Raw genomic sequence first — 24,541 nt, 5'->3', positions numbered from 1 at the left:
CAGGCTGGCCGAGGCACCCCGCAATCCGGCCCCGGGAGAAACGTTGAGCGTGTTCGTACGGGTCGCGGGCGTCGGCCACCACGTCGTCGTCGAGGGCAGCGGCCCGGTCTGCGTGCTGAGCGCCGGGCTCGCCATGAGCTGGTTCGACTGGGACCCCGTCGTGCCGCTGCTCGCACCTCACCGCACCGTCGTCCGCTTCGACCGGCCGGGCCACGGCCTGTCCGCTCCCGCCGCCGTACCCCCGACCGCCGTCGGGGAGGCCGACCGCATCGCCGCGCTCCTCGACGCGCTGGCCCTGCCCGGCAGGGCCACCGTCGTCGGGCACTCCATCGCCGGCTTCCACGCCGAGGCGTTCGGCCGCCTCCACCCGGACCGGGCGGCCGGGATCGTCCTGGTCGACACGTCCATCGAGGAGCACGCGCGCGTCCCGGCCGCACCCGCCGTACGCACGGCCCTCGCCCGCGGTCTGGGCAGGGCCCTCACCGCCGTCGGCGCGCCCGCCGCGCTCGGCCCGCTCACCCGGCGCGCCACGGTCCGGCTCTCCCGCGCCGGAGGAGGCGACCCGGCCCCCGCCGACCTCGTACGCCGCTGCTACGCGACCTCACGGGTGATGCGCGGCGCCCTCCTCGAGAACACCCACTACCGTGCGGTCGCCGCCGAGCTCCTTGCCCTGCGCGAGCGCCACCCGCTGCTTGAAGACCTTCCCGTCACGGTCCTCGCGGCGCCCGACGGATCACGCCGCTGGGCCCGCCGCCAGTACGCACTGGCCCGACGGCTCGGCGCCCGCTTCGAGGCGGTCGAACCGTCGGGTCATCTGATGATGCTGGACCGCCCCGACGCGGTCGCGGAGGCGATCCTCGCTCAGGAGCCGGGGACCGAACGGCCCCACCGCTCACCCGCGCTCACGGAATCGCGTAGACCTTCTCGACGAACTCCTTGATCTGCTCGTCCGACAGATGCTGGGCGAGATCCGCCTCGCTGATCATCCCGACCAGCCGCTTGTTCTCGATCACCGGCAGGCGCTTGATCTGGTGGCTCTCCATCTCCTCCAGCACCTCGCTGATGTCGGAACTCGCCTCGATCCAGCGCGGCGTCCCCTTGGCCATCTCACCGCAGGTGATCCTTGCCGGGTCACGGCCCTCGGCCACACAGCCGACGACGATGTCACGGTCGGTGATGATGCCGCAGAGCCGTTCGTCCTCGTCGGCGATGGGCAGGGCGCCCACGTTGAGATCCCTCATCAACTGCGCGGCACGGTCCAGGGTCTCGTGCCGGGGGATCCACTGGGCGCCCGGGTGCATGATGTCTTTCGCGGTAGTCATGGGGTGCGTACCTCCGTAGGGCGTCGTACGTCCCCGAGCGCATCCATCATCGTCCGTCGTGCGGGTGCACGCGACCGCTGGCCGGGGCGCGGCCCCCGTGGGGCGCCCCACGGACGGCGAAGGCCGCCGGGAGCGCTGGGCACCCACGGCGGCCGTCACCCTCCGTCAGTCGTCGCCGGACCTCAGCCGCGCGGCTTCGCGCCGCGCCGCTGGAGCAGATCCGCCATCAGCAGGATCTCCGACTCCTGGGCCTCGACCATGCCCTGGGCCAGCTTGCGCTCCACACCGACGGCGCACTTGTCCGCGCAGCCGCGCGCCATGTGCACCCCGCCCTTGTGATGGTCGGTCATCAGCTGCAGGTACAGGATCTCGGCCTGCTCGCCGCGTGCCTCGCGCAGCCGGTCCAGCTCGGTCCTGGTCGCCATGCCGGGCATCAGCGCGCCGTCCGCGGAGACGTCCTGCGCGCCCGCGCCGCCATGACCGCCGTGGCCGCCGCCCATGCCCATCCAGGCCATCGGCTCGCTGTCCGGCGAGACCTTCGGCAGGCTCCACATGTCCAGCCAGCCCAGCATCATGCCGCGCTGGTTGGCCTGGGTGTTGGCGATGTCGTAGGCGAGGCGGCGCACCTCCTCGTCGTCCGTGCGGTCCCGCACGATGAAGGACATCTCGACCGCCTGCTGGTGATGCACCGACATGTCGCGGGCGAACCCGGCGTCCGCCGAGTCCCCCGCCGGAGCGGCGGCCTTCGGCTCGTCGCGCTGCGCCGAGGTGACCGTCGCGGCCCCGGCGAACAGCAGCGCCAGCACGACCGCCGTGACCGCCGCCCAGTGGGTACGGGTCACTGGGCGCCCATTCCCTGCGTGCACGCGGCGCCGGGCTCAGGGGTCTGCGGGCCCTGGACGTACTTCGTGAAGAAGGCGTTGACGCGCGGGTCGTCGGCGCTGTCCACCGTGACCTGCTTGCCCCAGGCGCTCAACATGATGGCCCCGGTCTGGTCCTTGACCGGGCTCATCAGCGTGTACGGCGTCTTGTCGACCTTCGCGGCGAGCTTCTTCACGTCGGCCTGCGGGGCCTTGTCGTTGTACGTCACCCAGACCGCGCCGTGCTCCAGCGAGTGCACGGCGTTCACCTCGGGAATCTTGTCCTTGTAGACGTCGCCGTCGCAGTTCATCCACGTCGGGTGGTGGTCGCCGCCGACCGGGGGCTTCATCGGGTAGGTGACGGCCTGGGTGACGTGGTTGCGGCCCAGCTTCTTGGCGTCCCAGGACTTCTCGTCCTTGATGGGCGCCTTCGCCACCGTCTCTTCCTTCTGCTTCTTCTCCGACTGGTTGTTGATCACGTAGGCGCCGAAGCCGACGAGGCCCGCCACTAGGACGCCGCTGAGGCTGTAGATGATGATGTTGTTGCGGCGCTCGCGGGACTTCTCGGCGCGGCGCATCTCCTCTATTCGGGCGCGGCGGTCGGAGGTGACGTTGCGGTTGGCGGCCATGGTGGTGTCCTTCATGTTCGGAAAGGGCTGGACGGGCATGTACGGGCGGCTGCGGGCGTGGCCCGGCTATGTCCGCAGGACCTGAAGGACGTGAAGATCCGGCGCCCGGGGCCGGGCGCCCACGAGGACCGGCCCCCCGCCGCCGTGCGCGGGGGCGAGGCGCGGCAGCCGCCCGTCCGCATGGAGCGGCGGATCGAGGGGAGGAGCGGTGAGAACGGCGGGGCTGAGCGACGGGAAGAGGCCGCAGTCACCCCTGTCGTACGGACAGACGTAGGAGGTCGAACCGGCCTGCGCCGGACCGGTCGCGGCGGCCGGGAAGGGGCCGGGCATCCCGTGGTGCGGAGCCTCCCCGGCGGCGGCCTCGGTGGCGCTCAGGCACAGCAGGAGCGCGGCGAGCAGCGTCGCCATGGCGCTCACCAGCGCCACGGGACGCGCCGTGCGCGAAGTGCGTATCAGCCGCAGGCCCCCCATGGGGGCCGATCGTAATGGGCGTACCCCCGGCGTACGCCAGACGGGTGAGGATCGTGGCCGGGAATTGGCGGGGGGCGGCCATTACATGCGCCACACCTGAGCAGGCAGTATGGGTCCGCAACCTGGACGAAACCGTGTGGTGGGATGCTCATGGGCCCCCCGGTGTGTGCGTGGCGGTGGGACAGGCGGCCTGACCAGCAAGGATGGGTAGGAACGTAGACATGGACAAGCAGCAGGAATTTGTGCTCCGCACGCTCGAGGAGCGCGACATCCGGTTCGTGCGCCTGTGGTTCACCGACGTGCTCGGCTTCCTGAAGTCGGTGGCGGTGGCGCCGGCCGAGCTGGAGCAGGCCTTCGACGAGGGCATCGGCTTCGACGGCTCGGCGATCGAGGGCTTCGCCCGCGTCTACGAGTCCGACATGATCGCCAAGCCGGACCCGAGCACCTTCCAGATCCTGCCGTGGCGCGCCGAGGCCCCCGGTACGGCCCGGATGTTCTGCGACATCCTGATGCCCGACGGCTCCCCGTCCTTCGCCGACCCGCGCTTCGTCCTGAAGCGGATCCTGGCCAAGACCTCGGACCTGGGCTTCACCTTCTACACCCACCCCGAGATCGAGTTCTTCCTCCTGAAGGACAAGCCCCTCGACGGGACCAAGCCCACCCCGGCCGACAACTCCGGCTACTTCGACCACACCCCGCAGAACGTGGGCATGGACTTCCGCCGCCAGGCCATCACCATGCTGGAGTCGATGGGCATCTCCGTCGAGTTCTCCCACCACGAGGGAGCGCCCGGCCAGCAGGAGATCGACCTGCGCTACGCCGACGCGCTCTCCACCGCGGACAACATCATGACGTTCCGCCTCGTCATGAAGCAGGTGGCGCTGGAGCAGGGGGTGCAGGCCACCTTCATGCCGAAGCCGTTCAGCGAGTTCCCCGGCTCGGGCATGCACACCCACCTCTCCCTCTTCGAGGGGGACCGCAACGCCTTCTACGAGTCCGGCGCCGAATACCAGCTCTCCAAGGTCGGCCGCTCCTTCATCGCGGGCCTGCTGAAGCACGCAGCGGAGATCTCGGCCGTCACCAACCAGTGGGTGAACTCCTACAAGCGCATCTGGGGCGGCTCGGCCCGCACCGCCGGCTCGGGCGGCGAGGCCCCCTCGTACATCTGCTGGGGCCACAACAACCGCTCGGCGCTCATCCGTGTCCCGATGTACAAGCCGGGCAAGACCGGCTCGTCCCGCGTCGAGGTCCGCTCGATCGACTCCGGAGCGAACCCCTACCTGACGTACGCGGTCCTGCTCGCCGCGGGCCTCAAGGGCATCGAGGAGGGCTACGAACTCCCGGCGGGCGCCGACGACGACGTCTGGGCCCTCTCGGACGCCGAACGCCGCGCGATGGGCATCGCCCCGCTGCCGCAGAACCTGGGCGAGGCGATCGACCTGATGGAGCGCAGCGAACTGGTCGCCGAGACGCTGGGCGAGCATGTCTTCGACTTCTTCCTGCGCAACAAGAAGCAGGAGTGGGAGGAGTACCGCTCGGAGGTCACTGCCTTCGAGCTGCGCAAGAACCTGCCGGTGCTGTAGCCCCTCAGGGCTACTGCCCTGCCGCCCACGGCCGTTGGTTCCGGTGCGGTCGCACCGGCCGGCGGCCGTCGGCGTTGGCGGGAAAAGGCCCTGCGGGGCGGTCGGCGTGCGTGATACCTCAGCTGTCATGGACGATCTTGTGACGGCACGTCTCACCCTGCACCCGCTCACCCCCGCCGAGGCGGCCCGTGTCGTGCGGCAGGAGCCCGGGAGCGGGGATCTGTGGGCGGTCGGCTATCCCGCCGAGGGGGACGTGGCCGGGGCGCGGGGGTTCCTTCGGGTCTGTGAGGAGCTGGGCGATCCCCGGCCGTTCGGGGCGTACGAGATACGGCGGCGCGGCGACGGACGGGCCATAGGAGGGATCGGGTTCCACGGCGCTCCGGACGCGCGGCGGCACGTCACCATCGGGTACGGGATGATCCCGCAGGTCCGCGGTCAGGGGTACGCCTCCGAGGCCCTGCGGGCGCTGCTCGCCTTCGCGCGGGAGCGCGGGATCGCCTGTGTGAGGGGCGACGCCGATCTGGACAACGTCGCCTCGCAGCACGTGATGACCGCCGCCGGCATGCGCGTCGTCGCGGAGGACGAGCGGGTGAGGTACTACCGGGCCGAGTGGGCAGGGAGCCCGCGCTTCTGACGCCGGCTCAGCGTGCGGAGAGCTCCGAGGGGGCCTCCTGGACCACCCAGCTGTTGCCGTCCGGGTCCTCGAAGGTCATGAAGGAGTTCCAGGTGTCACCCTTGCCGTCCTCCCAGCCGCTTGCCCCGACGTGCCGGACAGGACTGACGTCCACGCCCCGGTCCACCAACTGCGCGCGCGCCGCCTCGATGTCCGTGACGCACAGCTGAAGACCGTGGAGGGTGCCCGGGGCCATCACCCTGGTGCCGGGCGCCGCCGGCATGTTCTCGAGCATCGCGATCGAACAGCGCGAGCCCGGGGGAGTGAGCTGGATGATGCGCATGCCGGGAGCGACCTCGTCGTCGAGGTCGACCTTGAAGCCGATCCTGTCGGCGTAGAACTCCTTCGACCGGTCCAGATCGGTGACGGGGACCAGGATGACTTCGAGCGTCCAGTTCATGGTCTCTCCTCGTGCAGTCGGGGCGATCGCCGTTCAGAAGGTCCAGCGCGTCTGGCCGAACGACTCGCCCTTGGCGAAGCCGAAGGCCGTGCGGGGCGCGACCGCGAACACCAGGGCCGTGCCGCCGTCGCCCTGGAACGCGCCGTCGCGTACGTCGAAGGTCCAGTCCGGACCGTACTTGGCGACATAGTCCCCGGCCAGCTCCGCCAGCCGCTTCTCGTCCGTCACCCGCACGGCCTCGCCCTCGACCACCACGTCGAAGCCCTCGCCGAGGGTGTTGGCGCCCGTGGTGAGGACGACCTCCCGATTGTGCGCGAGATTCCTCGCCTTGCGCTCGTCGGGGCCGGTGCAGAAATGCAGCGCGCCCCCGGACCAGACGGCGATCAGCGGGGTGACGTGCGGGCGGCCGTCCGGGCGGACGGTCGTCAGCCAGAACACCTCCGCCTCGGCGAGCCGCCCGGCCGCGTCCGACCAGTGGGCGGGCGACGCCGCGGGGTCGCTGTAACGGGAATCCAACGCGGTCTGCGGGTCCATGGCGCGGTCCTCTCGGCATCGGGGCACGGAGCCGTTTCCGTACCGCCGCTATGAGGACCGTGCCACGGCCCGGAACTCATCGGCGCGACGAGATCCAGTGCAGCCGGCCGTCCAGCCCGATCGCCCCGACGCCCTCCGGCACACCGCCGGGCGCGCCCGAGAAGAGGAACGTCCCCTGCTCCCACCGCGGCCGGGCGGCCCCGCCCGGACGCGTCGTCGCCAGTGCACCGGTGCGCGAGCGCACCGCCACCAGTCCCTTGCCGCCGCTCACCGGACCCCAGCCGGCCAGCGGGTTCGCCAGGTCGGTCACCGGCGAGGGGAGACCACTGCCGGAGAACCGGACACTGAGGACGTCGCCCGAGACGGGCTTGCGGAACCACAGCCGCACACCGTCCGCCCGCCCGCCGCCTGCGGGTCCGGCGCCCCGGTCCGCCGACCGACCCGAAGGCGCCGGTCCGCCCGGACGTGCCGATTCGCCCGGGCCGGCCGTGTCGTCCGGGGCGGCGCTCAGCGCGAGCGTCGTCGGCGGCAGCCCCGTCGCGACCGGGCCCGTCAGCGGACCGCCCGGCCTCTGCTGGGCCCACGCCAGGACCGTCTTCGGCGTGCTGGCGAAGACATGGGCACGGCCGGACGCGTCGGTGGAGGCCACCGGGTCGCCGTGCACGTTCTGCCCGCCGGCCGTGCGCCAGGGCGACCAGCCGCCGTCCGCCCGCTGGGCCCTGGAGGTGAGCCGGTAGTGGGCGTCCCGCAGATGGACGGTCATCAGACCCGCCGGGTCCACGGTCACGGCCGGGGCGCTGATGTCGGACGTACCGCTGCTGTCGTCGCGCTCCGGCGTCCCCAGGGAGAGCCACGGCCCGAACGCCCCGCCCACGCCGCGCTGTACCGCCGTCACCACGTCACGGCGGTACTCCCGGGCCGTGGCGCCGAGGGTCGTACGGGTGCCGAACACCGCGATCCGGCCGTCCGGAAGCCGTACCGACGTGATTCCCGCGTCCAGGCCCCCGCCCGCGCCCAGCTCGGGACCGTGCCACGCGCTCTCCTGGAGACCGCCGGGGTCGCCCGCCGCCTTCCGCCACACCGCCAGCCGCCCGTCGAGCACCGAGAACGCCCACAGGGTTCCGTCGCCGCCGCGCTGCACCCAGGAGGTGGAGGTGCCGCGCGTGTAGCGCACCGACTGCGCCCAGCCGTGCCCGGCGGGCCGCGCCGCGACCTTGCGGTCGCCGCAGCCGGCCGCGTCCTCGCAGTAGTCGGTGTGGTCCATCCAGGCGTACGTCCTGAGCGAGCGCAGTTTCTCCTCGGTCGACCGCGCGTCGAGGGTGTGGGGCAGGCCGCCGGTGAAGTACCCGAGGTAGTTCTGGACGCCGAAGGCCGGGCGGCCCGTCTCCCCGGCGTACCGGGCGAGTGCGGCCTGCGCGAACCGCGCGCCGTACATGTGGTCCTGGTGGTCGGCGTACCGTCCCGTCGTCGCGCTGCGCCCGGGCGTCGGGTCCTGCATCCGGACGAAGGTCGGCCGGAAGCGCTTCAGCAGGCCGGTGACCGTGTCGACCACTTGCTCCCGGGTGTACGAGAAGTCCTCGCGGACCGGCGTCCCGGCGGCGCGCTGGGAGGGGAGCGCCTCGATGCGGCCGTCCCACAGCCCGTGGAGGCTCACCGGCCGGTCGCCGCTGATGCTGCCCGCCTCGTGCAACTGCACCCAGACCAGGCTGATCTGCGGCTTCGCCCGCAGGGTGTCCAGCTCGGCCAGGCCGCCGCCCTCGGTCGGGACGGCCGTCCGGTCCCAGGGGCTCGTGCGGTTGCCGGTGGCCATTTCGGCGTAGGCCGCGCGGATGCCGTTCTGCCGGGCCTCCGAGTAGGCCGCCTTGTCCGCGCGGGGCTGGGGGGCGTCGTCCTTGCGGGCGTTGACGCCGTCGGACTCGCCCGCCGTCAGATAGACCGACGTGAGCGTGGAGCCGGACCGGATGGAGTGGCTCGTGTCCGGGTTCATGAAGAACAGGTCGTCGTCCGGGTGGGCCACGACCTGCATCACCGCCGTGCCCGCCGTACGGACCGGCTTCATCGCCGCCTCCACCGGCACGCCCCGGCTCGGCACGTCCGAGGCGTCCGAGGACGTCGAGGTGAACCAGAGGGTCCCGGCCGTGGCGCCCAGCAGTCCGGTGAGGGCGGCCGTGGCGACGAGGGCGGAGCGGCGCGGGCGTATCCGGCCGCGCGGGGAGCGACGGAAGCTCGGGGGCATGGGCGTGGTGCTTTCGTGTGCGGCCGGGGCGGACCGGATCGGGGCGGCGCTGATCCGGGCAGCGCGGACCGGGGCAGCGCTGATCCGGGCAGGGCGGATCGGGGTGGAGCGAGGGGGAAGACGGCGTTTCCATGAATACGGTTCATCGAGGACGAACCACGAAGAACATGGCGTATGTCACCCCCCGCGTCCCGCCCCTCGTCGCGCGACCTCGTCCGTGAGGCGCCGGGGGGCGCGCCGCCCACGGGCGGACCTGCGACTAGGCTCGGTCCTGGACCTTGATCGGAGACCCCGGGCAGCGGGACCCGGCGCGGAGGGAGACGACGGGATGACGGTGCCGGGGCGCAGGAGCAGTACCTTCACCCGCCTGCTGCGGCACGGCTTCACCGACCCGTCCGCCGCCGGACGCCTCCTGGACGCCCCCGAGCTGGCCGCCGTCCGTGACGACTCCGTCCTCCTCGACGCGCTCGGCGCCACCGCCGACCCCGACCTCGCCCTGCGGGGCCTGGTCCGGCTCGCCGAGGCGCAGCCCGCCGACGAGCGGCAGAGCCTGCTCTCCACGCTCATCGCCGCCAAACCGCTGCGCGACCGGCTCCTCGGCGTCCTCGGCGCGTCGGAGGCGCTCGGCGACCATCTGGCCCGCCACCCCCGCGACTGGCGGGCGCTGGTCACCTACGAGGCGTCCGATCTGCACCCCGGTGTCGCCGAGTTCGAGCAGGGCCTCGCCGAGGCGACCGACGCAGTCTCGCTGCGCGTCGCCTACCGCCGCTGCCTGCTGGCCATAGCGGCCAGGGACGTCTGCGGCACCACCGATGTCGCCGAGGCCGCCGCCGAGCTCGCCGACCTGGCCACCGCCACCCTGCGCGCGGCCCTCGCCATCGCCCGCGCCGCCGCCCCCGGCGACGCGGCGCAGTGCCGGCTCGCCGTCATCGCGATGGGCAAGTGCGGCGGCCATGAGCTCAACTACGTCTCCGACGTCGACGTGATCTTCGTCGGTGAGCCGGCCGACGGGGCGGACGAGGGCAGGGCGCTGCAGGCCGCGACCCGGCTCGCCTCCCACCTGATGCGGATCTGCTCCGAGACCACCGTCGAGGGGACCATCTGGCCCGTCGACGCGAATCTGCGCCCCGAGGGCAGGAACGGCCCGCTGGTGCGGACCCTGTCCAGCCATCTCGCGTACTACCAGCGGTGGGCCAAGACCTGGGAGTTCCAGGCGCTCCTGAAGGCCCGGGCGGTCGCCGGGGACGAGGAGCTCGGTGCCGCCTACATCGACGCGGTCTCCCCGCTCGTCTGGCAGGCCGCCGAGCGGGAGAACTTCGTCCCCGATGTCCAGAAGATGCGCCGCAGGGTCGTCGACAACATCCCCGCCGCGCAGATCGAGCGGGAGCTGAAGCTCGGCCCGGGTGGGCTGCGGGACGTCGAATTCGCCGTCCAGTTGCTGCAGTTGGTCCACGGCCGCAGCGACGCGACCCTGCACAGCGGCACCACCCTGGACGCGCTCGGAGCGCTGGCCGCCGGCGGCTATGTGGGCCGCGCGGACGCGGCCCAGCTCGACGACGCGTACCGCTTCCTGCGCGCCATGGAACACCGCATCCAGCTCCACCGGCTGCGCCGCACCCACCTGGTCCCGGAGGGCGAGGCCGATCTGCGCCGGCTGGGCCGCTCGATGGGGCTGCGCACCGACCCGGTCGCCGAGATCACCAAGGAGTGGAAGCGGCACGCGGGCGTGGTCCGAAGGCTCCACGAGAAGATCTTCTACCGGCCGCTGCTCGACGCCGTCGCACAGCTCGCCCCCGGCGAGACTCGGCTGAGCCCCAAGGCGGCGGGGCAGCGACTGGAGGCCCTGGGGTACGCCGACCCGGCCGCCGCCCTGCGCCATCTGGAGGCCCTGTCCTCCGGGGTCACCCGCAAGGCGGCGATCCAGCGGACGCTGCTGCCGGTGCTCCTCGGCTGGTTCGCGGACTCGGCCGACCCGGACGCCGGACTCCTCGGATTCCGCAAGGTCTCCGACGCGCTCGGCAAGACCCCCTGGTACCTGCGGCTGCTGCGCGACGAGGGCGCCGCGGCCGAGAACCTGGCGCGGGTCCTGTCCGCCGGGCGGCTCGCTCCCGACCTGCTGCTGCGGGCCCCGGAGGCGGTCGCGATCCTCGGCGACCCCGAGGGGCTGAAGCCGCGCGGCCGCGACCATCTGGAGCAGGAGGTGCTGGCCGCCGTCGGACGCGCCGACAACGCCGAGCAGGCGGTGGCGGCGGTGCGCGGCGTGCGACGGCGTGAGCTGTTCCGTACGACGGCGGCGGACATCATCGGCTCGTACGGCACCGAGGACAGCCCCGCCGAGGGCGACCCCGGCGCGCTCGTCGACCGGGTCGGCAACGCCGTCACCGACCTGAACGCCGCGACCATCGCAGGCGCGCTGCGGGCCGCCGTGCGCGGCGAGTGGGGGGACGAGCTGCCCACCCGCTTCGCGGTCATCGGCATGGGCCGCTTCGGCGGCCACGAGCTGGGCTACGGCTCCGACGCCGACGTCCTCTTCGTCCACGAGCCGCGCGAGGGGGTCGACGAGCAGGAGGCCGCGCGGGCCGCCAACACGGTGGTGGCCGAGATGCGCAGGCTCCTCCAACTGCCCACGGCCGACCCGCCGCTGCTCATCGACGCCGACCTGCGCCCGGAGGGCAAGAGCGGTCCGCTGGTCCGTACGCTCAAGTCGTACGAGGCCTACTACCGCCGCTGGTCCCTGGTCTGGGAGAGCCAGGCCCTGCTGCGCGCCGAGCCGATGGCGGGCGACTCCGAGCTCGCGGGCCGCTTCATCGATCTGATCGATCCGCTGCGCTACCCGGCCGAGGGGCTCGGCGACGACGCCGTGCGCGAGATCCGGCGCCTCAAGGCCCGGATGGAGACCGAGCGGCTGCCGCGCGGCGCCGACCCGACCCTCCACGCCAAGCTGGGGCGCGGCGGCCTGTCCGACGTGGAATGGACGGTCCAGCTCCTCCAGATGCAGCACGGCTGGGCGGAGCCCGGCCTGCGCACGACCGGGACGCGGGAGGCTCTGGCGGCCGCCCACGCGGCGGAGTTGATCTCCACGGAGGACGCGCAGATCCTCGACGACGCGTGGGTCCTGGCGACGCGCGTGCGCAACGGCGTGATGCTGGTGCGCGGCCGCCCGGGGGACACCTTCCCCTCCGACGGCCGTGAACTGGCCGCAGTGGGACGGTACTTGGGGTATGGCCCCGGACACGTCGGGGAAATGGTCGACGACTACCGCCGGATCACCCGCAGGGCCCGCGCGGTGGTGGAGGAGATGTTCTACGGGGCGTAGGGGCCGCACGGTGGAGCGGGCCGGGCCCGCGGCCCCCGGCAGTGCTCCAGGAACGCCTCCAGGGCCGGCTCGAACGCCGCGTCCGCGCGATTGGGCGCCCACCGCCGCCAGGCCTCGGCCAGGCGGGGGCGCGCTCTCGTCGGGGAGCTCCCACATCGGCTCGGGCGCCGCGAGGTCGAGCGCCGAGCACACCGCGTACACCCGCGCCGACCACACCGACGAATGGCCCAGGAGGCTGGGCGACGAGCGGCCGGCCGGGCCTGGCGCTGCCGGGACCTGCGCGACGCCGGCGCCCACCTCGCCCTCGGCTGCGACTGGCCCATCGCCCACTACGACGCGCGTCAGGTCCTCGCCACCGCATATCGCCCGCGCGGCGCCGCGGCCGCGGGCCGGGGGCTCACCGGTCGCATGGCACTGGGGGGCTGCACCTCGCACGCCGCCCTGGCGGCGGGGGAGAGGCCCGGCCGCGGGCCGGATCGCGAGCGGCTACCGGGCCGATCTCGCCGCGTTCACCGTCGACCCGGTCGAGGCGCCGGCCGACGAGACGGAAAAACGCGCCGGTGCGGCTGACCATGGCCGGAGGCCGCGTCACCTTCTGGAGCTGACCTTCCGCTCCTCGGGGTCCGCCTCCGCCACCGGGGGCGGACCCGCCGGCACGGCGGTCGCCGGACGGCGCCCCACCAGCCTGGGCAGCCGCTGCGGCAGCGAGCCGTACCAGAGCCGGGAGACGAGCAGCCCGAAGGACAGACACATCAGGCCGCCCACCGCGTCCAGCCAGAAATGGTTGGCCGTGGCCACGATCACGACCAGCGTCAGGGTGGGGTACAGCAGCCCCAGGATCCTCGCCCAGGGGGCCGACGCCAGTGCGAAGATCGTCAGTCCGCACCAGGTGGACCAGCCGATGTGCATCGACGGCATCGCCGCGTACTGGTTCGACATGTGCTTGAAGTTGCCCGAGGCCATCGAGCCCCAGGTGTGGTGGACCAGCACCGTGTCGACGAACTGCCCGCCGTTCATCAACCGGGGCGGCGCGAGTGGGTACAGGTAGTAGCCGAGCAGTGCCACACCGGTGGTGGCGAAGAGGACGGTACGGGTCGCCGCGTAACGGCCGGGATGCCACCGGTAGAGCCACACCAGGACACCGATCGTCACGACGAAGTGCAGCGTGGCGTAGTAGTAATTCATCCCCACGATGAGCCATGTGACCGAGTTCGCCGCATGGTTGATCGTCTGCTCGACGGCCATCCCCAGGGAGTGCTCCACCTGCCAGATCCAGTCGGCGTTGCGCAGGGCCGCGGCCTTCTGCTCCGGAACGGCGTTGCGAACGAGCGAGTACGTCCAGTAACTGACCGCGATCAGGAGGATCTCGAACCAGATCCGCGGCCGGCGCGGGGAGCGGGTCCGGTTGAGCCACGAGGAGCGGTCGTCGTCCGGCCGGTCGCCGTGCCCTTCGACCTCGTCGATGGGTGACAGCGGGGCCGTACGGCCTTCCAGAGTTCTCACGGTCGATTCACCCATGGGAGAAGGTTGCCAGTGACGGGTACCCCTACCGATCATCCGTCGGTCGGGTCTTCGGCGCGACCGCTCCGTCTGTCGGATGACCGCTGCCCCTGAGGGCCTGAGGCCGTGGAACCACGAACCACGAGCTCGGGGAGGAACACGAACTCGCTGTGCGGAGCGGGTGTGCCACCGATCTCCTCCAGCAGCGTCCGCACCGCCGCCTGCCCCATCGCCTGCACCGGCTGCCGGATCGTGGTCAGCGGCGGATCGGTGAAGGCTATGAGCGGGGAGTCGTCGAAGCCGACCACCGAGACGTCCCGGGGGACCTCGAAACCCTGCTCGCGGGCAGCACGGATGGCACCGAGGGCCATCATGTCGCTGGCGCACACCACCGCCGTGCAGCCCCGGGAGATCAGGGCCGAGGCGGCGGCCTGACCGCCCTCCAGCGTGTACAGGGAGTGCTCGATCAGCGCCGCCGACTCCTCCGCGGTCAGACCGAGCCGCTCGGCCATGCCGAGCTGGAAACCCTCGATCTTGCGCAGGACGGGGACGAAACGCTTGGGGCCGACCGCCAGGCCGATCCGGGTGTGACCGAGTGCCACGAGATGGGTCACGGCCAGCCGCATCGCCGCCCGGTCGTCGGGCGAGACGAAAGGAGCCTGGACCTTCGGCGAGAAGCCGTTCAGGAGGACGAAGGGAACGCCCTGGCCCCGCAGCTGGTCGTAACGCTGCGTGTCGGCGGTGGTGTCCGCGTGCAGCCCGGAGACGAAGATGATCCCCGAGACGCCCCGGTCCACCAGCATCTCGGTCAGCTCGTCCTCGGTGGAGCCGCCGGGGGTCTGGGTGGCGAGCACCGGGGTGTAACCCTGGCGGGTCAGGGCCTGGCCGATCACCTGCGCGAGCGCCGGGAAGATGGGGTTGTCCAGCTCGGGCGTTATCAGGCCGACCAGTCCGGCGCTGCGCTGGCGCAGCCGTACGGGACGCTCGTAACCGAGGACGTCGAGCGCGGCAAGGACGGACTCGCGGGTGGCGGTGGCCACACCGGGCTTGCCGTTGAGCACGCGGCTGACTGTGGCTTCACTGACCCCCGCCTGGGCTGCGATGTCGGAGAGCCGCGCGGTCATGGGATGGGACTGTACCGCTCGCACGTCAGATTGCCCACCACGTGCAGGAATCGGCGGGAATAAGGGCAGTGCCCCCCTCCGGGCCGTCCTCCGGCCGCTCCTGGGGCTCCCACGGAACGCTGGAGAGCACCCTCCTTCCGGGGCGGGGGAGTTGGATGTCGCGGCCCAGGGTGTTGAGGGTGCAGACGAGGCCCGGACGGGACAGCACCAGCACTCCTTCGGGGCCCGGCAGCCACCGCATCGGGCCGCTGTCCGGTCCGGGCAGGCCGCGGCGCAGGGCGAGCGCCGAGCGGTACAGCTCCAGGGTCGAGAGCGGGTCGCCGGTCTGTGCCGCGACGGACAGGTCGCGCCAGGACTCCGGCTGCGGCAGCCAGCTCCCGCCGGGGCCGAAGCCGTACGGCGCCTCGCTGCCGGACCAGGGGATCGGGACGCGGCAGCCGTCGCGCATCCCGTCCTGGCCGGAGCCGCGGTGGAACGCCGGATCCTGGCGCACCTCGTCGGGCAGCTCGGTGACCTCGGGCAGGCCGAGCTCCTCGCCCTGGTAGATGTAGGCGGAGCCGGGCAGTGCCAGCATCAGCAGCGCGGCGGCCCGCGCCCGGCGCAGACCGGTGACCCCGTCTCCGTAGCGCGTGGTGTGACGTACCACGTCGTGGTTGGAGAGCACCCAGGTCGTGGGCGCGCCCACGGAGGCGGTGGCGGCGAGGGAGTCGTCGATGACGCCCCGCATCGCGGCCGCGTCCCAGGGGCAGTTCAGGAACTGGAAGTTGAAGGCCTGGTGCAGCTCGTCGGGGCGTACGTAGAGGGCGAGCCGCTCGGGAGTCGGAGCCCAGGCCTCGGCCACGGCGATCCGCTCGCCCGGGTAGGAGTCGAGCAGCCGGCGCCAGCCGCGGTGGATCTCGTGGACCCCGTCCTGGTCGAAGAAGGGGAGCACCTGTGTGCCGATCAGGCGGGCCTGTTCGGTGTGGCCGATGTCGGGCAGGCCGGGGGCCTTGACCATGCCGTGGGCGACATCGACACGGAAGCCGTCCACACCGAGGTCCAGCCAGAACCGCAGCACCGACTCGAACTCGTCGCGCACCTCGGGGCAGTCCCAGTCGAGGTCGGGCTGCTCGGGCGCGAAGAGGTGGAGGTACCACTCGCCGTCCGCGACACGTGTCCAGGCGGGGCCTCCGAAGACCGACTCCCAGTCGTTGGGGGGCAGTTCTCCGGCCTCGCCCTTGCCGGGGCGGAAGAGGAAGCGGGACCGCATCGGTGACCCGGGACCCTCGGCGAGCGCCTGGCGGAACCAGGCGTGCCGGTCCGACGTGTGGTTGGGGACGATGTCGACGATGACCCGCAGGCCCAGGGTGTGGGCGGCCCGGACCAGGTCGTCGGCGTCGGAGAGGTCCCCGAAGAGCGGATCGACGGCCCGGTAGTCGGCCACGTCGTAGCCGCCGTCCGCCTGCGGGGAGGCGTAGAAGGGTGTCAGCCACACGGCGTCGACTCCGAGGTCGCGCAGGTGCGGGAGCCGCTCGCGGATGCCCCGCAGATCGCCGACGCCGTCCCCGTCGCTGTCGGCGAAGGACCGGACGTAGACCTGATAGATGACGGCGTCGCGCCACCAGTCCTGTTCCGCTTCCCTGCCGGAGGGGCTCGCGAGGCGCTGGTCCGGCATCGGGGCCGAGGAGGTGAGGTCATGAGTCATGTGCGGTGTCCTCGCTTGTCAGAGCGGCTGACCTTGTAACGACATGAGGGGTGGCCTTGAAACGGTCCTGCAAGTGCTTACGAAAAGGCTTGCAGAGCCTCCCGGGGCCTGGCAACCCCGCCCCGCCCTGTTCAGGCCCGTTCGGGCGCCTCTGTCAAGCTCCCCCATGGCAACCGTAAGGACACGCGGATGTAACGAATCGCTGCCCTTGCAGAAAATTGCCGCAAGGTCTTTCGGCTCATTTGCATCCCTGTTACGTTCCTGGCAACCCGGAGCCGAGGCGGCCCCGGAGGTCCCCCGGGGCGAGGAAGCTTCCGGGGGAGGGACCTGTTGAAGGAGTTCACATGCGGCGTGGCATAGCGGCCACCGCGCTGGTCGCGGCCCTCGGCCTGACGATGGCGGCGTGCGGTGGGGACGGCGACACCCAGAGCGACAGCGCCAAGAAGGGCGGCAAGCTCTCCGGCACCGTCACTTACTGGGACACCTCGAACGAGGCGGAGAAGGGCACCTACCAGGCGCTCGCCGAGGGCTTCGAGAAGCTGCACCCGGGTGTCGACGTCAAGTACGTCAACGTCCCCTTCGGTGACGCGAACTCCAAGTTCAAGAACGCCGCCGGCGGCAACTCGGGAGCGCCCGACGTGATGCGCACCGAGGTCGCCTGGGTCGCGGACTTCGCCAACCTCGGATACCTCGCCCCGCTGGACGGCACCGCGGCGATCGACAAGGCGGAGGACTACCTCCCGCAGGCAGCCGCCTCCACGAAGTTCAAGGGCAAGACCTACGCGGTCCCGCAGGTCATCGACACCATGGCCCTCTTCTACAACAAGAAGATGCTCAAGGACGCGGGTGTCGCCACGCCGCCGGCCACCATCGCCGAGCTGAAGGCCGCCTCCGCCAAGATCAAGGACAAGACCGGCAAGACCGGTTTCTACATGCGCGGCGACGACGCCTACTGGTTCCTCCCCTTCCTCTACGGCGAGGGCGGCGACATGGTCAACGCCAAGGACAAGCAGATCACCGTCGACGACGCGGCCGGTGTGAAGGCGTTCGCCACCATCAAGGACCTCGTCGACTCGAAGGCGGCCATCACCGACGCCGCCGACGGCTGGAACAACATGCAGAACGCCTTCAAGAACGGCGAGGTCGCGATGATGCTCAATGGCCCCTGGGCCATCGAGGACTCCCGCGCCGGCAAGCAGTTCACCGACAAGTCGAACCTCGGCATCGCTGCGGTCCCGGCCGGCAGCGTCAAGCAGGGCTCTCCGCAGGGCGGCTGGAACCTCTCCGTCTACGCGGGCTCCAAGAACCTCGACGCCTCCTACGAGTTCGCCAAGTACATGAGCTCCGCGACGGTGCAGCAGCAGACCACCGAGAAGCTCAGCCTGCTGCCGACCCGTACGTCCGTCTACGCCGCCCCGTCGGTCTCCGGCAACGAGATGGTGAAGTTCTTCAAGCCGGCCGTCGACAAGGCCGTCGAGCGTCCGTGGATCCCCGAGGGCAACTCGCTCTTCGAGCCCCTCAAGGTCGAGATGGCCAAGGTGCTGACCGGCAAGGCGACCCCGGAGCAGGCCGCGAAGAGCAGCGGCGAGGCCTACGGCAAGCTGCTCAAGGACTACAAGTAAGTCACGGGAAGGGCTGACCGACCAATGGCTGTCGAGACCAGCCAGTCGGTGACGCAGGCCGCGGGCGCCCCAGGCGCCCGCGGTCGCGGCCACCGCACTGACAAGAACCCGGGCCGGCTGCGCAGGGCGCTGTCCACCCACTGGTACGCCTGGAGCATGGTCGCCCCGGTGGTGGTCGTGATCGGCTTGATCATCGGCTATCCGCTGGCGCGCGGCATCTACCTGTCGCTGACCGACGCCAACGAGGCCAACGTCGAGCGCACCATCGGCGTCAATCACATCCCGGCGACCTACGAGTACGTCGGTCTCGACAACTACCAGGCCGTCCTCACCGACAGCGTCTTCTGGGACCGGCTCGGCTGGACCGTCGTGTGGACCGTCAGCTGCGTCGCGATCTCCTTCACCCTCGGCCTCGTCCTGGCGAACATGCTCAACCGGAAGATCAAGGGCCGCGGCTTCTACCGCATGGCGCTGATCCTGCCCTGGGCGGTGCCGGCCTTCGTCTCCGTCTTCACCTGGCGGCTGCTGTTCAACGAGCGCGGCGGTCTCTTCAACAAGCTGCTCACCGGCGGCGGCTTCGACGGCGTCTCCTGGCTGAACGACCCCACCTGGGCCAAGATCTCCGTCATCGCGGTCAACGTCTGGCTCGGTGTCCCCTTCATGCTCGTCGCGCTGCTCGGCGGCCTGCAGTCCATCCCCGGCGAGCTGTACGAGGCCGCCGAGATGGACGGCGCGACGGCCTGGCAGCGCTTCCGCCACATCACCCTGCCCGGGCTGCGCTCGGTGAGCAGCACGGTGATCCTGCTCAGCGCCATCTGGACCTTCAACATGTTCCCGGTGATCTTCCTGCTCACCCGGGGCGGCCCCGGTGACGCCACCGAGATCCTCGTGACCTACGCGTACCGGCTCTCCTTCGTCGTCAGCCCCCGCGACTACGCCGGATCCGCCGCCTGGGGCGTGCTGATCCTGCTGCTCCTGTCGCTCTTCGCCGTGGTCTACCGCCGCGCGCTCCGCAAGCAGGGAGAGGTGTGGTGACCTCCATGACCACGCACACGCAGGCCCCGAAGAAGGTCCGGGGGCGCGGTGAACGCTCCCCGCTGGCCTCCGTCGGACTCCATCTGACGCTCCTGGTCGCCTCCGTCATCGCGGTGTTCCCGCCGCTGTGGCTGGTGGTCACCTCCTTCAAGCCGAAGTCCGAGGCATTCGACACCTCGCTGGTCAAGGACTTCACCCTCGGCAACTACAGCCATGTCATCAACGACACCGCGTTCCTGTCCTGGCTCGGCAACTCGCTGATCGTCGTCGGTCTGACCACGGTGATCGGCGTGTTCATCTCCGCCACCACCGGCTACGCCGTCAGCCGCTTCCGGTTCCCCGGGATGCGCCCGCTGATGTGGATGCTGCTGATCACCCAGATGTTCCCGGTCGCCGTGCTGATCGTGCCGCTGTACAACCTGCTCGCGAGCCTCGGCCTGCTCAACCAGCCCATCGGCCTGGTCATCACCTACCTCACCATCGCCGTGCCGTTCTGCGCCTGGATGATGAAGGGGTACTTCGACGGCATCCCCGTGGAGATCGACGAGGCGGGCCGGGTCGACGGGCTCAACCCCTTCGGCACGTTCTGGCGGCTGATCCTGCCGCTCGCGAAGCCAGGGCTCGCGGTCACCGCCTTCTACAGCTTCATCACCGGCTGGGCCGAGGTCGCCTACGCCTCCGCCTTCATGACCGGCGAGGAGAACCTCACGCTCGCCGGCGGCCTGCAGAGCTTCGTCAACCAGTACACCAGCGACTGGGGTTCGCTGACCGCCGCCGCCGTGATCATCGCGGTGCCCGCGGCGATCGTCTTCGGACTCGCCCAGCGCCATCTCGTCTCCGGGCTGACGGCCGGCGCGACCAAGTCCTGACCCCCGCCGCGCCTTTCGCCCGTACGCGATCCACGTCTGCGGTGCCGGTCCGGCCGTCCCCGGGCCGGCACCGCTCCCACTTCCGACCACCAGGGAAGACATGACCCAGCACCTCGCTGCCCCCACCGACCCGACCACCGGGATCCAGCCCGGCTGGTGGCGTGACGCGGTGATCTACCAGGTCTATCCGCGCAGCTTCGCCGACGGAAACGGCGACGGCATGGGCGACCTCGAAGGGGTGCGCAGTCGGCTGCCCCACCTCAAGGACCTCGGCGTCGACGCCGTCTGGCTGAGCCCCTTCTACGCCTCTCCGCAGGCGGACGCGGGCTACGACGTCGCCGACTACCGCGCCATCGACCCGATGTTCGGCACCCTGCACGATGCCGACGCCGTCATCCGCGAAGCTCACCAGCTCGGTCTGCGCATCATCGTCGACCTCGTCCCCAACCACTGCTCCGACCAGCACGAATGGTTCAAGCGGGCACTGGCCGAGGGCCCCGGCTCACCGCTGCGCGAGCGCTTCCACTTCCGCCCCGGCCGCGGCGCCGACGGCTCCGAGCCGCCCAACGACTGGGAGTCCATCTTCGGCGGCCCCGCCTGGACACGCGTCGCGGACGGCGAGTGGTACCTCCACCTCTTCGCGCCCGAGCAGCCCGACTTCAACTGGGACCACCCGGCCGTACGGGACGAGTTCCGCTCGATCCTGCGGTTCTGGCTCGACATGGGCACCGACGGCTTCCGGATCGACGTCGCCCACGGGCTCGTGAAGGCCCCCGGCCTGCCCGACCTCGGCCACAGCGAACAGCTCAAGCTCCTCGGCAACCAGGTGCTGCCCTTCTTCGACCAGGACGGGGTCCACGAGATCTACCGCTCCTGGCGCAAGGTCCTCGACGAGTACTCCCCCCGAGCCTCCGGCCTGGGAGGTGCCCCCAGCGACCGCATCGGCGTCGCCGAGGCCTGGACCCCCAGCGCCGAACGCACCGCGCTGTACCTGCGCCCCGACGAGCTGCACCAGGCCTTCAACTTCCACTACCTGGGCACCGGCTGGGACGCGTCGGCGCTGCGGGCCGCCATCGACGAGTCACTGGACGCGATGCGCCCGGTCGGCGCGCCCACCACCTGGGTGCTCTCCAACCACGACGTCGTCCGGCACACCACCCGGTTCGCCGAGGAAAGCGCCGAGCAGGGCCTGCGCCGGGCGCGGGCCGCCGCGCTGCTGATGCTGGCGCTGCCCGGCTCCGCGTACATCTACCAGGGCGAGGAGCTCGGCCTGCCCGAGGTCACCGAGCTGCCAGACGAGGTGCGCCAGGATCCCTCCTTCTTCAAGGAGAACGGTCAGGAGGGTCTGCGCGACGGCTGCCGCGTCCCCATCCCGTGGACGACGGAGGGCACGTCGTACGGCTTCGGCAGCGGAGGCAGCTGGCTGCCGCAGCCCGACAGCTGGGCCGCGCTCAGCGTCGAGGCGCAGACCGGCGACCCGAACTCGACGCTGGAGCTGTACCGCAGCGCGCTGGCGCTGCGCCGGGAGCTCCGGGCGCTCGGCGCGGGTGAGTCGGTCGACTGGCTGGACGCGCCCGAGGGTGTGCTCGCCTTCCGCCGGGACGACTTCGTGTGCACGGTGAACACCACCGGCGCGGCGATACGGATACCGGCCCCCGGCCGGCTGCTCCTCGCCAGCGCGGAGCCCGGCCTCGCGGACGGCTCCGCCGAACTGCCCGCCGACAGCGCCCTGTGGTGGGCGGTGTGACGATTCCCCGGCCGCGGGGCGCCGAGACGGGCGCCCCGCGGCTCGCGGACATCGCGGCCCAGGCGAATGTCAGCGAGGCCACCGTCAGCCGTGTACTGAACGGAAAGGCGGGCGTCGCCGGCCCCACCCGGCACCGCGTCCTCGCCGCGCTGGACGTGCTCGGCTACGAGCGTCCCGTACGGCTGCGCCGGCGCAGCGCGGGTCTGATCGGCCTGGTGATCCCGGAGCTGACCAACCCGATCTTCCCGGCCTTCGCGCAGGTCATCGAACAGACCCTGGCCGGCCACGGCTACACCCCGGTGCTCTGCACCCAGATGCCGGGGGGAGCCACCGAGGACGAACTGGTCGAGCAGCTGGAGGAGCGGGGCGTCACCGGCATCGTGTTCCTCTCCGGGCTGCACGCCGACACCGCGGCCGATCCCACGCGCTACGCCGAACTGACGGCCCGCAAGGTGCCTTTCGTCCTCATCAACGGCTTCAACGAACGCGTCAGCGCGCCCTTCGTGTCGCCCGACGACCGCGCGGCGGCGCGCATGGCCGTGCGCCATCTCGTGGAGCTCGGCCATGAACGCATCGGCCTGGCCGTCGGGCCGACGCGCTATGTGCCCTCGCGGCGCAAGGCCGAAGGCTTCGTCGCGGCGATGCGCGACCTGCTCCGCGTCGACCGCGACGAGGCCGAACTCCTCGTCCAGCAGACTCTGTTCACCGTCGAGGGAGGCCATGCCGCGGCCGGGTCCCTGCTGGACCTGGGCTGTACCGGCATCGTCTGCGGCAGCGACATGATGGCGCTCGGCGCGGTGCGCGCCGTGCGCGGGCGCGGCCTCGACGTGCCCGGGGACGTCTCGGTCGTCGGCTTCGACGACTCGCAGCTGATCGCCTTCACCGACCCGCCGCTCACCACCGTGCGCCAGCCCGTGCAGGCCATGGCGACGGCCGCCGTCGGCGCGCTCCTCGAGGAGATCGACGGAAACCCCGTGCAGCGCACGGAGTTCGTCTTCCAGCCTGAACTCGTGGTCCGCGGATCGACCGCGCAGGTGAGCCGAGGACGCCGCCAGAAGGGTTGACCGGCGCCCGGGCGGCTCGTACGGTCACGTCTGAAATAAATTTCTGCTGTCTTGCAGAAAGATTTCTCAACCGTTTCACGTGAACGCGCGGCCCCGTGGCCCGGGCGAGCCGCCCCGCACGAGGCCGTATCCCCCTCACGCAGGAGGCTCCACATGGCCCGCAGAAGTGCCAGAGCCCGCATACCGGTCGCCGCCGTCCTCGCCCTCGCGGCGGGAGCGGCGGCCGGAGTGCTGATCCCCGCCCCGGTGGCCCAGGCCGATCCCCCCGGGGGCAAGGACGTCACCGCCGTCCTCTTCGAGTGGAAGTTCAGCTCCGTCGCCCGGGCGTGCACCGACTCGCTCGGTCCCGCCGGCTACGGCTACGTCCAGGTCTCCCCGCCGCAGGAGCACATCCAGGGCAGCCAGTGGTGGACGTCGTACCAGCCCGTCAGCTACAAGATCGCCGGACGGCTCGGCGACCGCACCGCGTTCCGCGACATGGTGAACACCTGCCACGCGGCCGGCGTCAAGGTCGTCGCCGACACCGTCATCAACCACATGGCGGCCGGGCCCGGTGTGGGCACGGGCGGCTCCTCGTACGAGAAGTACGACTACCCCGGCACCTACTCCGGCGCCGACATGGACGACTGCCGCAGCCAGATCGGCAGCAACTACGGCGACCGGGCCAACGTCCAGAACTGCGAACTCGTCGGCCTCGCCGACCTCGACACCGGTGAGGAGTACGTGCGCGGCCGTATCGCCGGCTACCTCAACGACCTGCTGTCGCTGGGCGTCGACGGCTTCCGGATCGACGCGGCCAAGCACATCCCCGCGGGCGACCTCGCGAACATCAAGTCCCGGCTCACCAACCCCGGCGTGTACTGGAAGCAGGAGGCGATCTTCGGCGCGGGCGAGGCCGTCTCGCCCGGTGAGTACACCGGCAACGGCGACGTGCAGGAGTTCCGGTACGCCCGCGACCTCAAGCGGGTCTTCCAGAACGAGAACCTCGCCTACCTGAAGAACTACGGCGAGGCGTGGGGCTATCTGCCGTCGGGCAAGGCCGCCGTCTTCGTCGACAACCACGACACCGAGCGCGGCGGCGACACCCTCACCTACAAGGACGGCGCGAACTACACCCTGGCGCAGGTCTTCATGCTCGCCTGGCCGTACGGCGCGCCGGACATCCACTCCGGCTACGAGTGGACGGACAAGGACGCCGGGCCGCCGGCCGGCGGGACGGTCGGCGCCTGCTACACGGACGGCTGGAAGTGCCAGCACGCGTGGCGGGAGATCGCCTCGATGGTCGCCCTGCGCAACGTCTCGACCGGGCAGTCGGTCACCGACTGGTGGGACAACGGCGGCGACCGGATCGCCTTCGGCCGGGGCACCAAGGCCTACGTCGCCCTGAACCACGAGACGTCCCCGCTCACCCGCACCTTCCAGACCTCCCTGCCGTCCGGCACCTACTGCGACGTCCAGTCGAACACCCCCGTCACGGTCAGTGCCTCCGGCCAGTTCACGGCCACCCTCGCCCCGGACACGGCGCTCGCGCTGCACGCGGGGGCGCGGAGCTGTGGCGGAGCGACGACCGCGTCGGGCGCGTCCTTCGCCGTGAACGCCACGACGACGCCCGGCGAGAACATCTATGTCACCGGTGACCGGCCGGAACTCGGCAACTGGTCCCCGGCGGTCGCCCTGAAGCTGGACCCGGCGAACTACCCCGTCTGGAAACTCGACACGTCCCTCCCGGCCGGGACGGCCTTCGCGTACAAGTACCTCCGCAAGGACGCCTCCGGGAACGTGGTCTGGGAAACCGGCGCCAACCGCACGGCCACCGTGCCGCCGACCGGCAAGGTCACCCTCAACGACACCTGGCGCGGCTGACGCCGGGTG

At 71.4% G+C, this 24,541-nt stretch carries 20 protein-coding genes and 1 pseudogene; 11 read left to right on the top strand and 10 right to left on the bottom strand.

What is annotated here, in order from left to right:
- Nucleotides 1-43: 43 nt before the first annotated feature.
- On the top strand, nucleotides 44-940 hold the full coding sequence (locus ACZ7J0_RS06105; protein WP_470884486.1) for an alpha/beta fold hydrolase: 897 nt from the start codon (nucleotides 44-46) through the stop codon (nucleotides 938-940).
- On the opposite strand, the gene ACZ7J0_RS06100 is transcribed toward ACZ7J0_RS06105, so the two are convergent.
- The 4 genes from ACZ7J0_RS06100 to ACZ7J0_RS06085 all read right to left on the bottom strand — a co-directional run bounded on the left by ACZ7J0_RS06100 (nucleotide 903) and on the right by ACZ7J0_RS06085 (nucleotide 3,282).
- Nucleotides 903-1,322, bottom strand: coding sequence for a CBS domain-containing protein (locus ACZ7J0_RS06100; RefSeq protein ID WP_470884485.1), 420 nt, complete (start codon nucleotides 1,320-1,322; stop codon nucleotides 903-905). The genes ACZ7J0_RS06105 and ACZ7J0_RS06100 overlap by 38 nt on opposite strands.
- A gap of 182 nt (nucleotides 1,323-1,504) precedes the next feature.
- Nucleotides 1,505-2,164, bottom strand: a complete 660-nt coding sequence (locus ACZ7J0_RS06095) for a DUF305 domain-containing protein (RefSeq protein ID WP_470884484.1) — start codon at nucleotides 2,162-2,164, stop codon at nucleotides 1,505-1,507.
- Nucleotides 2,161-2,811, bottom strand: a complete 651-nt coding sequence (locus ACZ7J0_RS06090; protein ID WP_470885145.1) for a DUF3105 domain-containing protein — start codon at nucleotides 2,809-2,811, stop codon at nucleotides 2,161-2,163. Before ACZ7J0_RS06090 ends, ACZ7J0_RS06095 begins: the two co-directional genes overlap by 4 nt.
- A 66-nt stretch (nucleotides 2,812-2,877) precedes the next feature.
- Nucleotides 2,878-3,282, bottom strand: a complete 405-nt coding sequence (locus ACZ7J0_RS06085) for a hypothetical protein (RefSeq protein ID WP_470884482.1) — start codon at nucleotides 3,280-3,282, stop codon at nucleotides 2,878-2,880.
- Between the two features lie 221 nt (nucleotides 3,283-3,503).
- On the opposite strand from ACZ7J0_RS06085, the gene ACZ7J0_RS06080 reads away from it, so the two are divergent.
- Both ACZ7J0_RS06080 and ACZ7J0_RS06075 read left to right on the top strand, forming a co-directional pair.
- Nucleotides 3,504-4,865, top strand: a complete 1,362-nt coding sequence (locus ACZ7J0_RS06080; protein ID WP_468705279.1) for a glutamine synthetase family protein — start codon at nucleotides 3,504-3,506, stop codon at nucleotides 4,863-4,865.
- Between the two features lie 127 nt (nucleotides 4,866-4,992).
- Nucleotides 4,993-5,499: a GNAT family N-acetyltransferase gene (locus ACZ7J0_RS06075; protein WP_470884480.1), complete on the top strand. Its 507-nt coding sequence runs from the start codon at nucleotides 4,993-4,995 to the stop codon at nucleotides 5,497-5,499.
- Between the two features lie 7 nt (nucleotides 5,500-5,506).
- Here the strand turns inward: ACZ7J0_RS06075 and ACZ7J0_RS06070 are convergent, their stop codons facing one another.
- The 3 genes from ACZ7J0_RS06070 to ACZ7J0_RS06060 form a co-directional block, all read right to left on the bottom strand.
- On the bottom strand, nucleotides 5,507-5,938 hold the full coding sequence (locus ACZ7J0_RS06070; protein WP_470884478.1) for a VOC family protein: 432 nt from the start codon (nucleotides 5,936-5,938) through the stop codon (nucleotides 5,507-5,509).
- 33 nt (nucleotides 5,939-5,971) lie between these two features.
- Entirely contained in the window at nucleotides 5,972-6,472 is a 501-nt protein-coding gene (locus tag ACZ7J0_RS06065; protein ID WP_470884477.1) for a pyridoxamine 5'-phosphate oxidase family protein, read from the bottom strand.
- A gap of 76 nt (nucleotides 6,473-6,548) precedes the next feature.
- Nucleotides 6,549-8,708, bottom strand: coding sequence for a PIG-L family deacetylase (locus ACZ7J0_RS06060; protein ID WP_470884475.1), 2,160 nt, complete (start codon nucleotides 8,706-8,708; stop codon nucleotides 6,549-6,551).
- 328 nt (nucleotides 8,709-9,036) lie between these two features.
- Between ACZ7J0_RS06060 and ACZ7J0_RS06055 the strand changes: the two genes are divergently transcribed.
- Both ACZ7J0_RS06055 and ACZ7J0_RS06050 read left to right on the top strand, forming a co-directional pair.
- Complete coding sequence (locus ACZ7J0_RS06055) at nucleotides 9,037-12,024, top strand: bifunctional [glutamine synthetase] adenylyltransferase/[glutamine synthetase]-adenylyl-L-tyrosine phosphorylase (protein WP_470884473.1); 2,988 nt, start codon at nucleotides 9,037-9,039, stop codon at nucleotides 12,022-12,024.
- Between the two features lie 187 nt (nucleotides 12,025-12,211).
- A pseudogene (locus ACZ7J0_RS06050) lies at nucleotides 12,212-12,629 on the top strand (amidohydrolase family protein); the annotation flags it as partial.
- Here the strand turns inward: ACZ7J0_RS06050 and ACZ7J0_RS06045 are convergent.
- Genes ACZ7J0_RS06045 through ACZ7J0_RS06035 form a run of 3 tightly spaced genes read right to left on the bottom strand, consistent with a single transcriptional unit; the run spans nucleotide 12,613 to nucleotide 16,332 of the window.
- Nucleotides 12,613-13,542 (bottom strand): phosphatase PAP2 family protein, encoded by a 930-nt coding sequence (locus ACZ7J0_RS06045; RefSeq protein ID WP_470884471.1) that lies wholly within the window; start codon nucleotides 13,540-13,542, stop codon nucleotides 12,613-12,615. The pseudogene ACZ7J0_RS06050 and the gene ACZ7J0_RS06045 sit on opposite strands and share 17 nt — an antisense overlap.
- 35 nt (nucleotides 13,543-13,577) lie before the next feature.
- Nucleotides 13,578-14,648, bottom strand: coding sequence for a LacI family DNA-binding transcriptional regulator (locus tag ACZ7J0_RS06040; RefSeq protein WP_470884470.1), 1,071 nt, complete (start codon nucleotides 14,646-14,648; stop codon nucleotides 13,578-13,580).
- A gap of 25 nt (nucleotides 14,649-14,673) precedes the next feature.
- Nucleotides 14,674-16,332, bottom strand: coding sequence for a glycoside hydrolase family 13 protein (locus ACZ7J0_RS06035; RefSeq protein WP_470884468.1), 1,659 nt, complete (start codon nucleotides 16,330-16,332; stop codon nucleotides 14,674-14,676).
- A gap of 344 nt (nucleotides 16,333-16,676) precedes the next feature.
- On the opposite strand from ACZ7J0_RS06035, the gene ACZ7J0_RS06030 reads away from it, so the two are divergent.
- The 6 genes from ACZ7J0_RS06030 (at nucleotide 16,677) to ACZ7J0_RS06005 (ending at nucleotide 24,532) form a co-directional block, all read left to right on the top strand.
- Nucleotides 16,677-17,954 carry an extracellular solute-binding protein gene (locus ACZ7J0_RS06030; protein ID WP_470884466.1) on the top strand — a complete coding sequence of 426 codons (1,278 nt, stop codon included), beginning with the start codon at nucleotides 16,677-16,679 and terminating at the stop codon, nucleotides 17,952-17,954.
- Between the two features lie 24 nt (nucleotides 17,955-17,978).
- Nucleotides 17,979-18,989 carry a carbohydrate ABC transporter permease gene (locus tag ACZ7J0_RS06025; RefSeq protein ID WP_470884464.1) on the top strand — a complete coding sequence of 337 codons (1,011 nt, stop codon included), beginning with the start codon at nucleotides 17,979-17,981 and terminating at the stop codon, nucleotides 18,987-18,989.
- A gap of 5 nt (nucleotides 18,990-18,994) precedes the next feature.
- Nucleotides 18,995-19,858, top strand: coding sequence for a sugar ABC transporter permease (locus ACZ7J0_RS06020; RefSeq protein ID WP_470884462.1), 864 nt, complete (start codon nucleotides 18,995-18,997; stop codon nucleotides 19,856-19,858).
- Nucleotides 19,859-19,958: 100 nt separating this feature from the next.
- Nucleotides 19,959-21,605 carry a glycoside hydrolase family 13 protein gene (locus ACZ7J0_RS06015; protein ID WP_470884460.1) on the top strand — a complete coding sequence of 549 codons (1,647 nt, stop codon included), beginning with the start codon at nucleotides 19,959-19,961 and terminating at the stop codon, nucleotides 21,603-21,605.
- Complete coding sequence (locus tag ACZ7J0_RS06010; protein WP_470884458.1) at nucleotides 21,593-22,669, top strand: LacI family DNA-binding transcriptional regulator; 1,077 nt, start codon at nucleotides 21,593-21,595, stop codon at nucleotides 22,667-22,669. Before ACZ7J0_RS06015 ends, ACZ7J0_RS06010 begins: the two co-directional genes overlap by 13 nt.
- A 153-nt stretch (nucleotides 22,670-22,822) precedes the next feature.
- Nucleotides 22,823-24,532: a carbohydrate-binding module family 20 domain-containing protein gene (locus tag ACZ7J0_RS06005; RefSeq protein WP_470884456.1), complete on the top strand. Its 1,710-nt coding sequence runs from the start codon at nucleotides 22,823-22,825 to the stop codon at nucleotides 24,530-24,532.
- Nucleotides 24,533-24,541 lie beyond the last annotated feature (9 nt).

Source organism: Streptomyces sp. NPDC038280 (assembly GCF_055600045.1).
This window is presented reverse-complemented; position numbering and strand designations above follow the sequence as displayed.

Excerpts from the sequence above, each read along its gene's own strand:
- ACZ7J0_RS06030 (WP_470884466.1), top strand. The coding sequence starts at position 16,677 with ATGCGGCGTGGCATAGCGGCCACCGCGCTGGTCGCGGCCCTCGGCCTG.
- ACZ7J0_RS06060 (WP_470884475.1), bottom strand. The coding sequence starts at position 8,708 with ATGCCCCCGAGCTTCCGTCGCTCCCCGCGCGGCCGGATACGCCCGCGC.
- ACZ7J0_RS06080 (WP_468705279.1), top strand. The coding sequence starts at position 3,504 with ATGGACAAGCAGCAGGAATTTGTGCTCCGCACGCTCGAGGAGCGCGAC.
- ACZ7J0_RS06025 (WP_470884464.1), top strand. The coding sequence starts at position 17,979 with ATGGCTGTCGAGACCAGCCAGTCGGTGACGCAGGCCGCGGGCGCCCCA.
- ACZ7J0_RS06045 (WP_470884471.1), bottom strand. The coding sequence starts at position 13,542 with ATGGGTGAATCGACCGTGAGAACTCTGGAAGGCCGTACGGCCCCGCTG.
- ACZ7J0_RS06075 (WP_470884480.1), top strand. The coding sequence starts at position 4,993 with ATGGACGATCTTGTGACGGCACGTCTCACCCTGCACCCGCTCACCCCC.
- ACZ7J0_RS06020 (WP_470884462.1), top strand. The coding sequence starts at position 18,995 with ATGACCACGCACACGCAGGCCCCGAAGAAGGTCCGGGGGCGCGGTGAA.
- ACZ7J0_RS06070 (WP_470884478.1), bottom strand. The coding sequence starts at position 5,938 with ATGAACTGGACGCTCGAAGTCATCCTGGTCCCCGTCACCGATCTGGAC.
- ACZ7J0_RS06100 (WP_470884485.1), bottom strand. The coding sequence starts at position 1,322 with ATGACTACCGCGAAAGACATCATGCACCCGGGCGCCCAGTGGATCCCC.
- ACZ7J0_RS06085 (WP_470884482.1), bottom strand. The coding sequence starts at position 3,282 with ATGGGGGGCCTGCGGCTGATACGCACTTCGCGCACGGCGCGTCCCGTG.
- ACZ7J0_RS06015 (WP_470884460.1), top strand. The coding sequence starts at position 19,959 with ATGACCCAGCACCTCGCTGCCCCCACCGACCCGACCACCGGGATCCAG.
- ACZ7J0_RS06065 (WP_470884477.1), bottom strand. The coding sequence starts at position 6,472 with ATGGACCCGCAGACCGCGTTGGATTCCCGTTACAGCGACCCCGCGGCG.
- ACZ7J0_RS06005 (WP_470884456.1), top strand. The coding sequence starts at position 22,823 with ATGGCCCGCAGAAGTGCCAGAGCCCGCATACCGGTCGCCGCCGTCCTC.
- ACZ7J0_RS06055 (WP_470884473.1), top strand. The coding sequence starts at position 9,037 with ATGACGGTGCCGGGGCGCAGGAGCAGTACCTTCACCCGCCTGCTGCGG.
- ACZ7J0_RS06090 (WP_470885145.1), bottom strand. The coding sequence starts at position 2,811 with ATGGCCGCCAACCGCAACGTCACCTCCGACCGCCGCGCCCGAATAGAG.
- ACZ7J0_RS06040 (WP_470884470.1), bottom strand. The coding sequence starts at position 14,648 with ATGACCGCGCGGCTCTCCGACATCGCAGCCCAGGCGGGGGTCAGTGAA.
- ACZ7J0_RS06035 (WP_470884468.1), bottom strand. The coding sequence starts at position 16,332 with ATGACTCATGACCTCACCTCCTCGGCCCCGATGCCGGACCAGCGCCTC.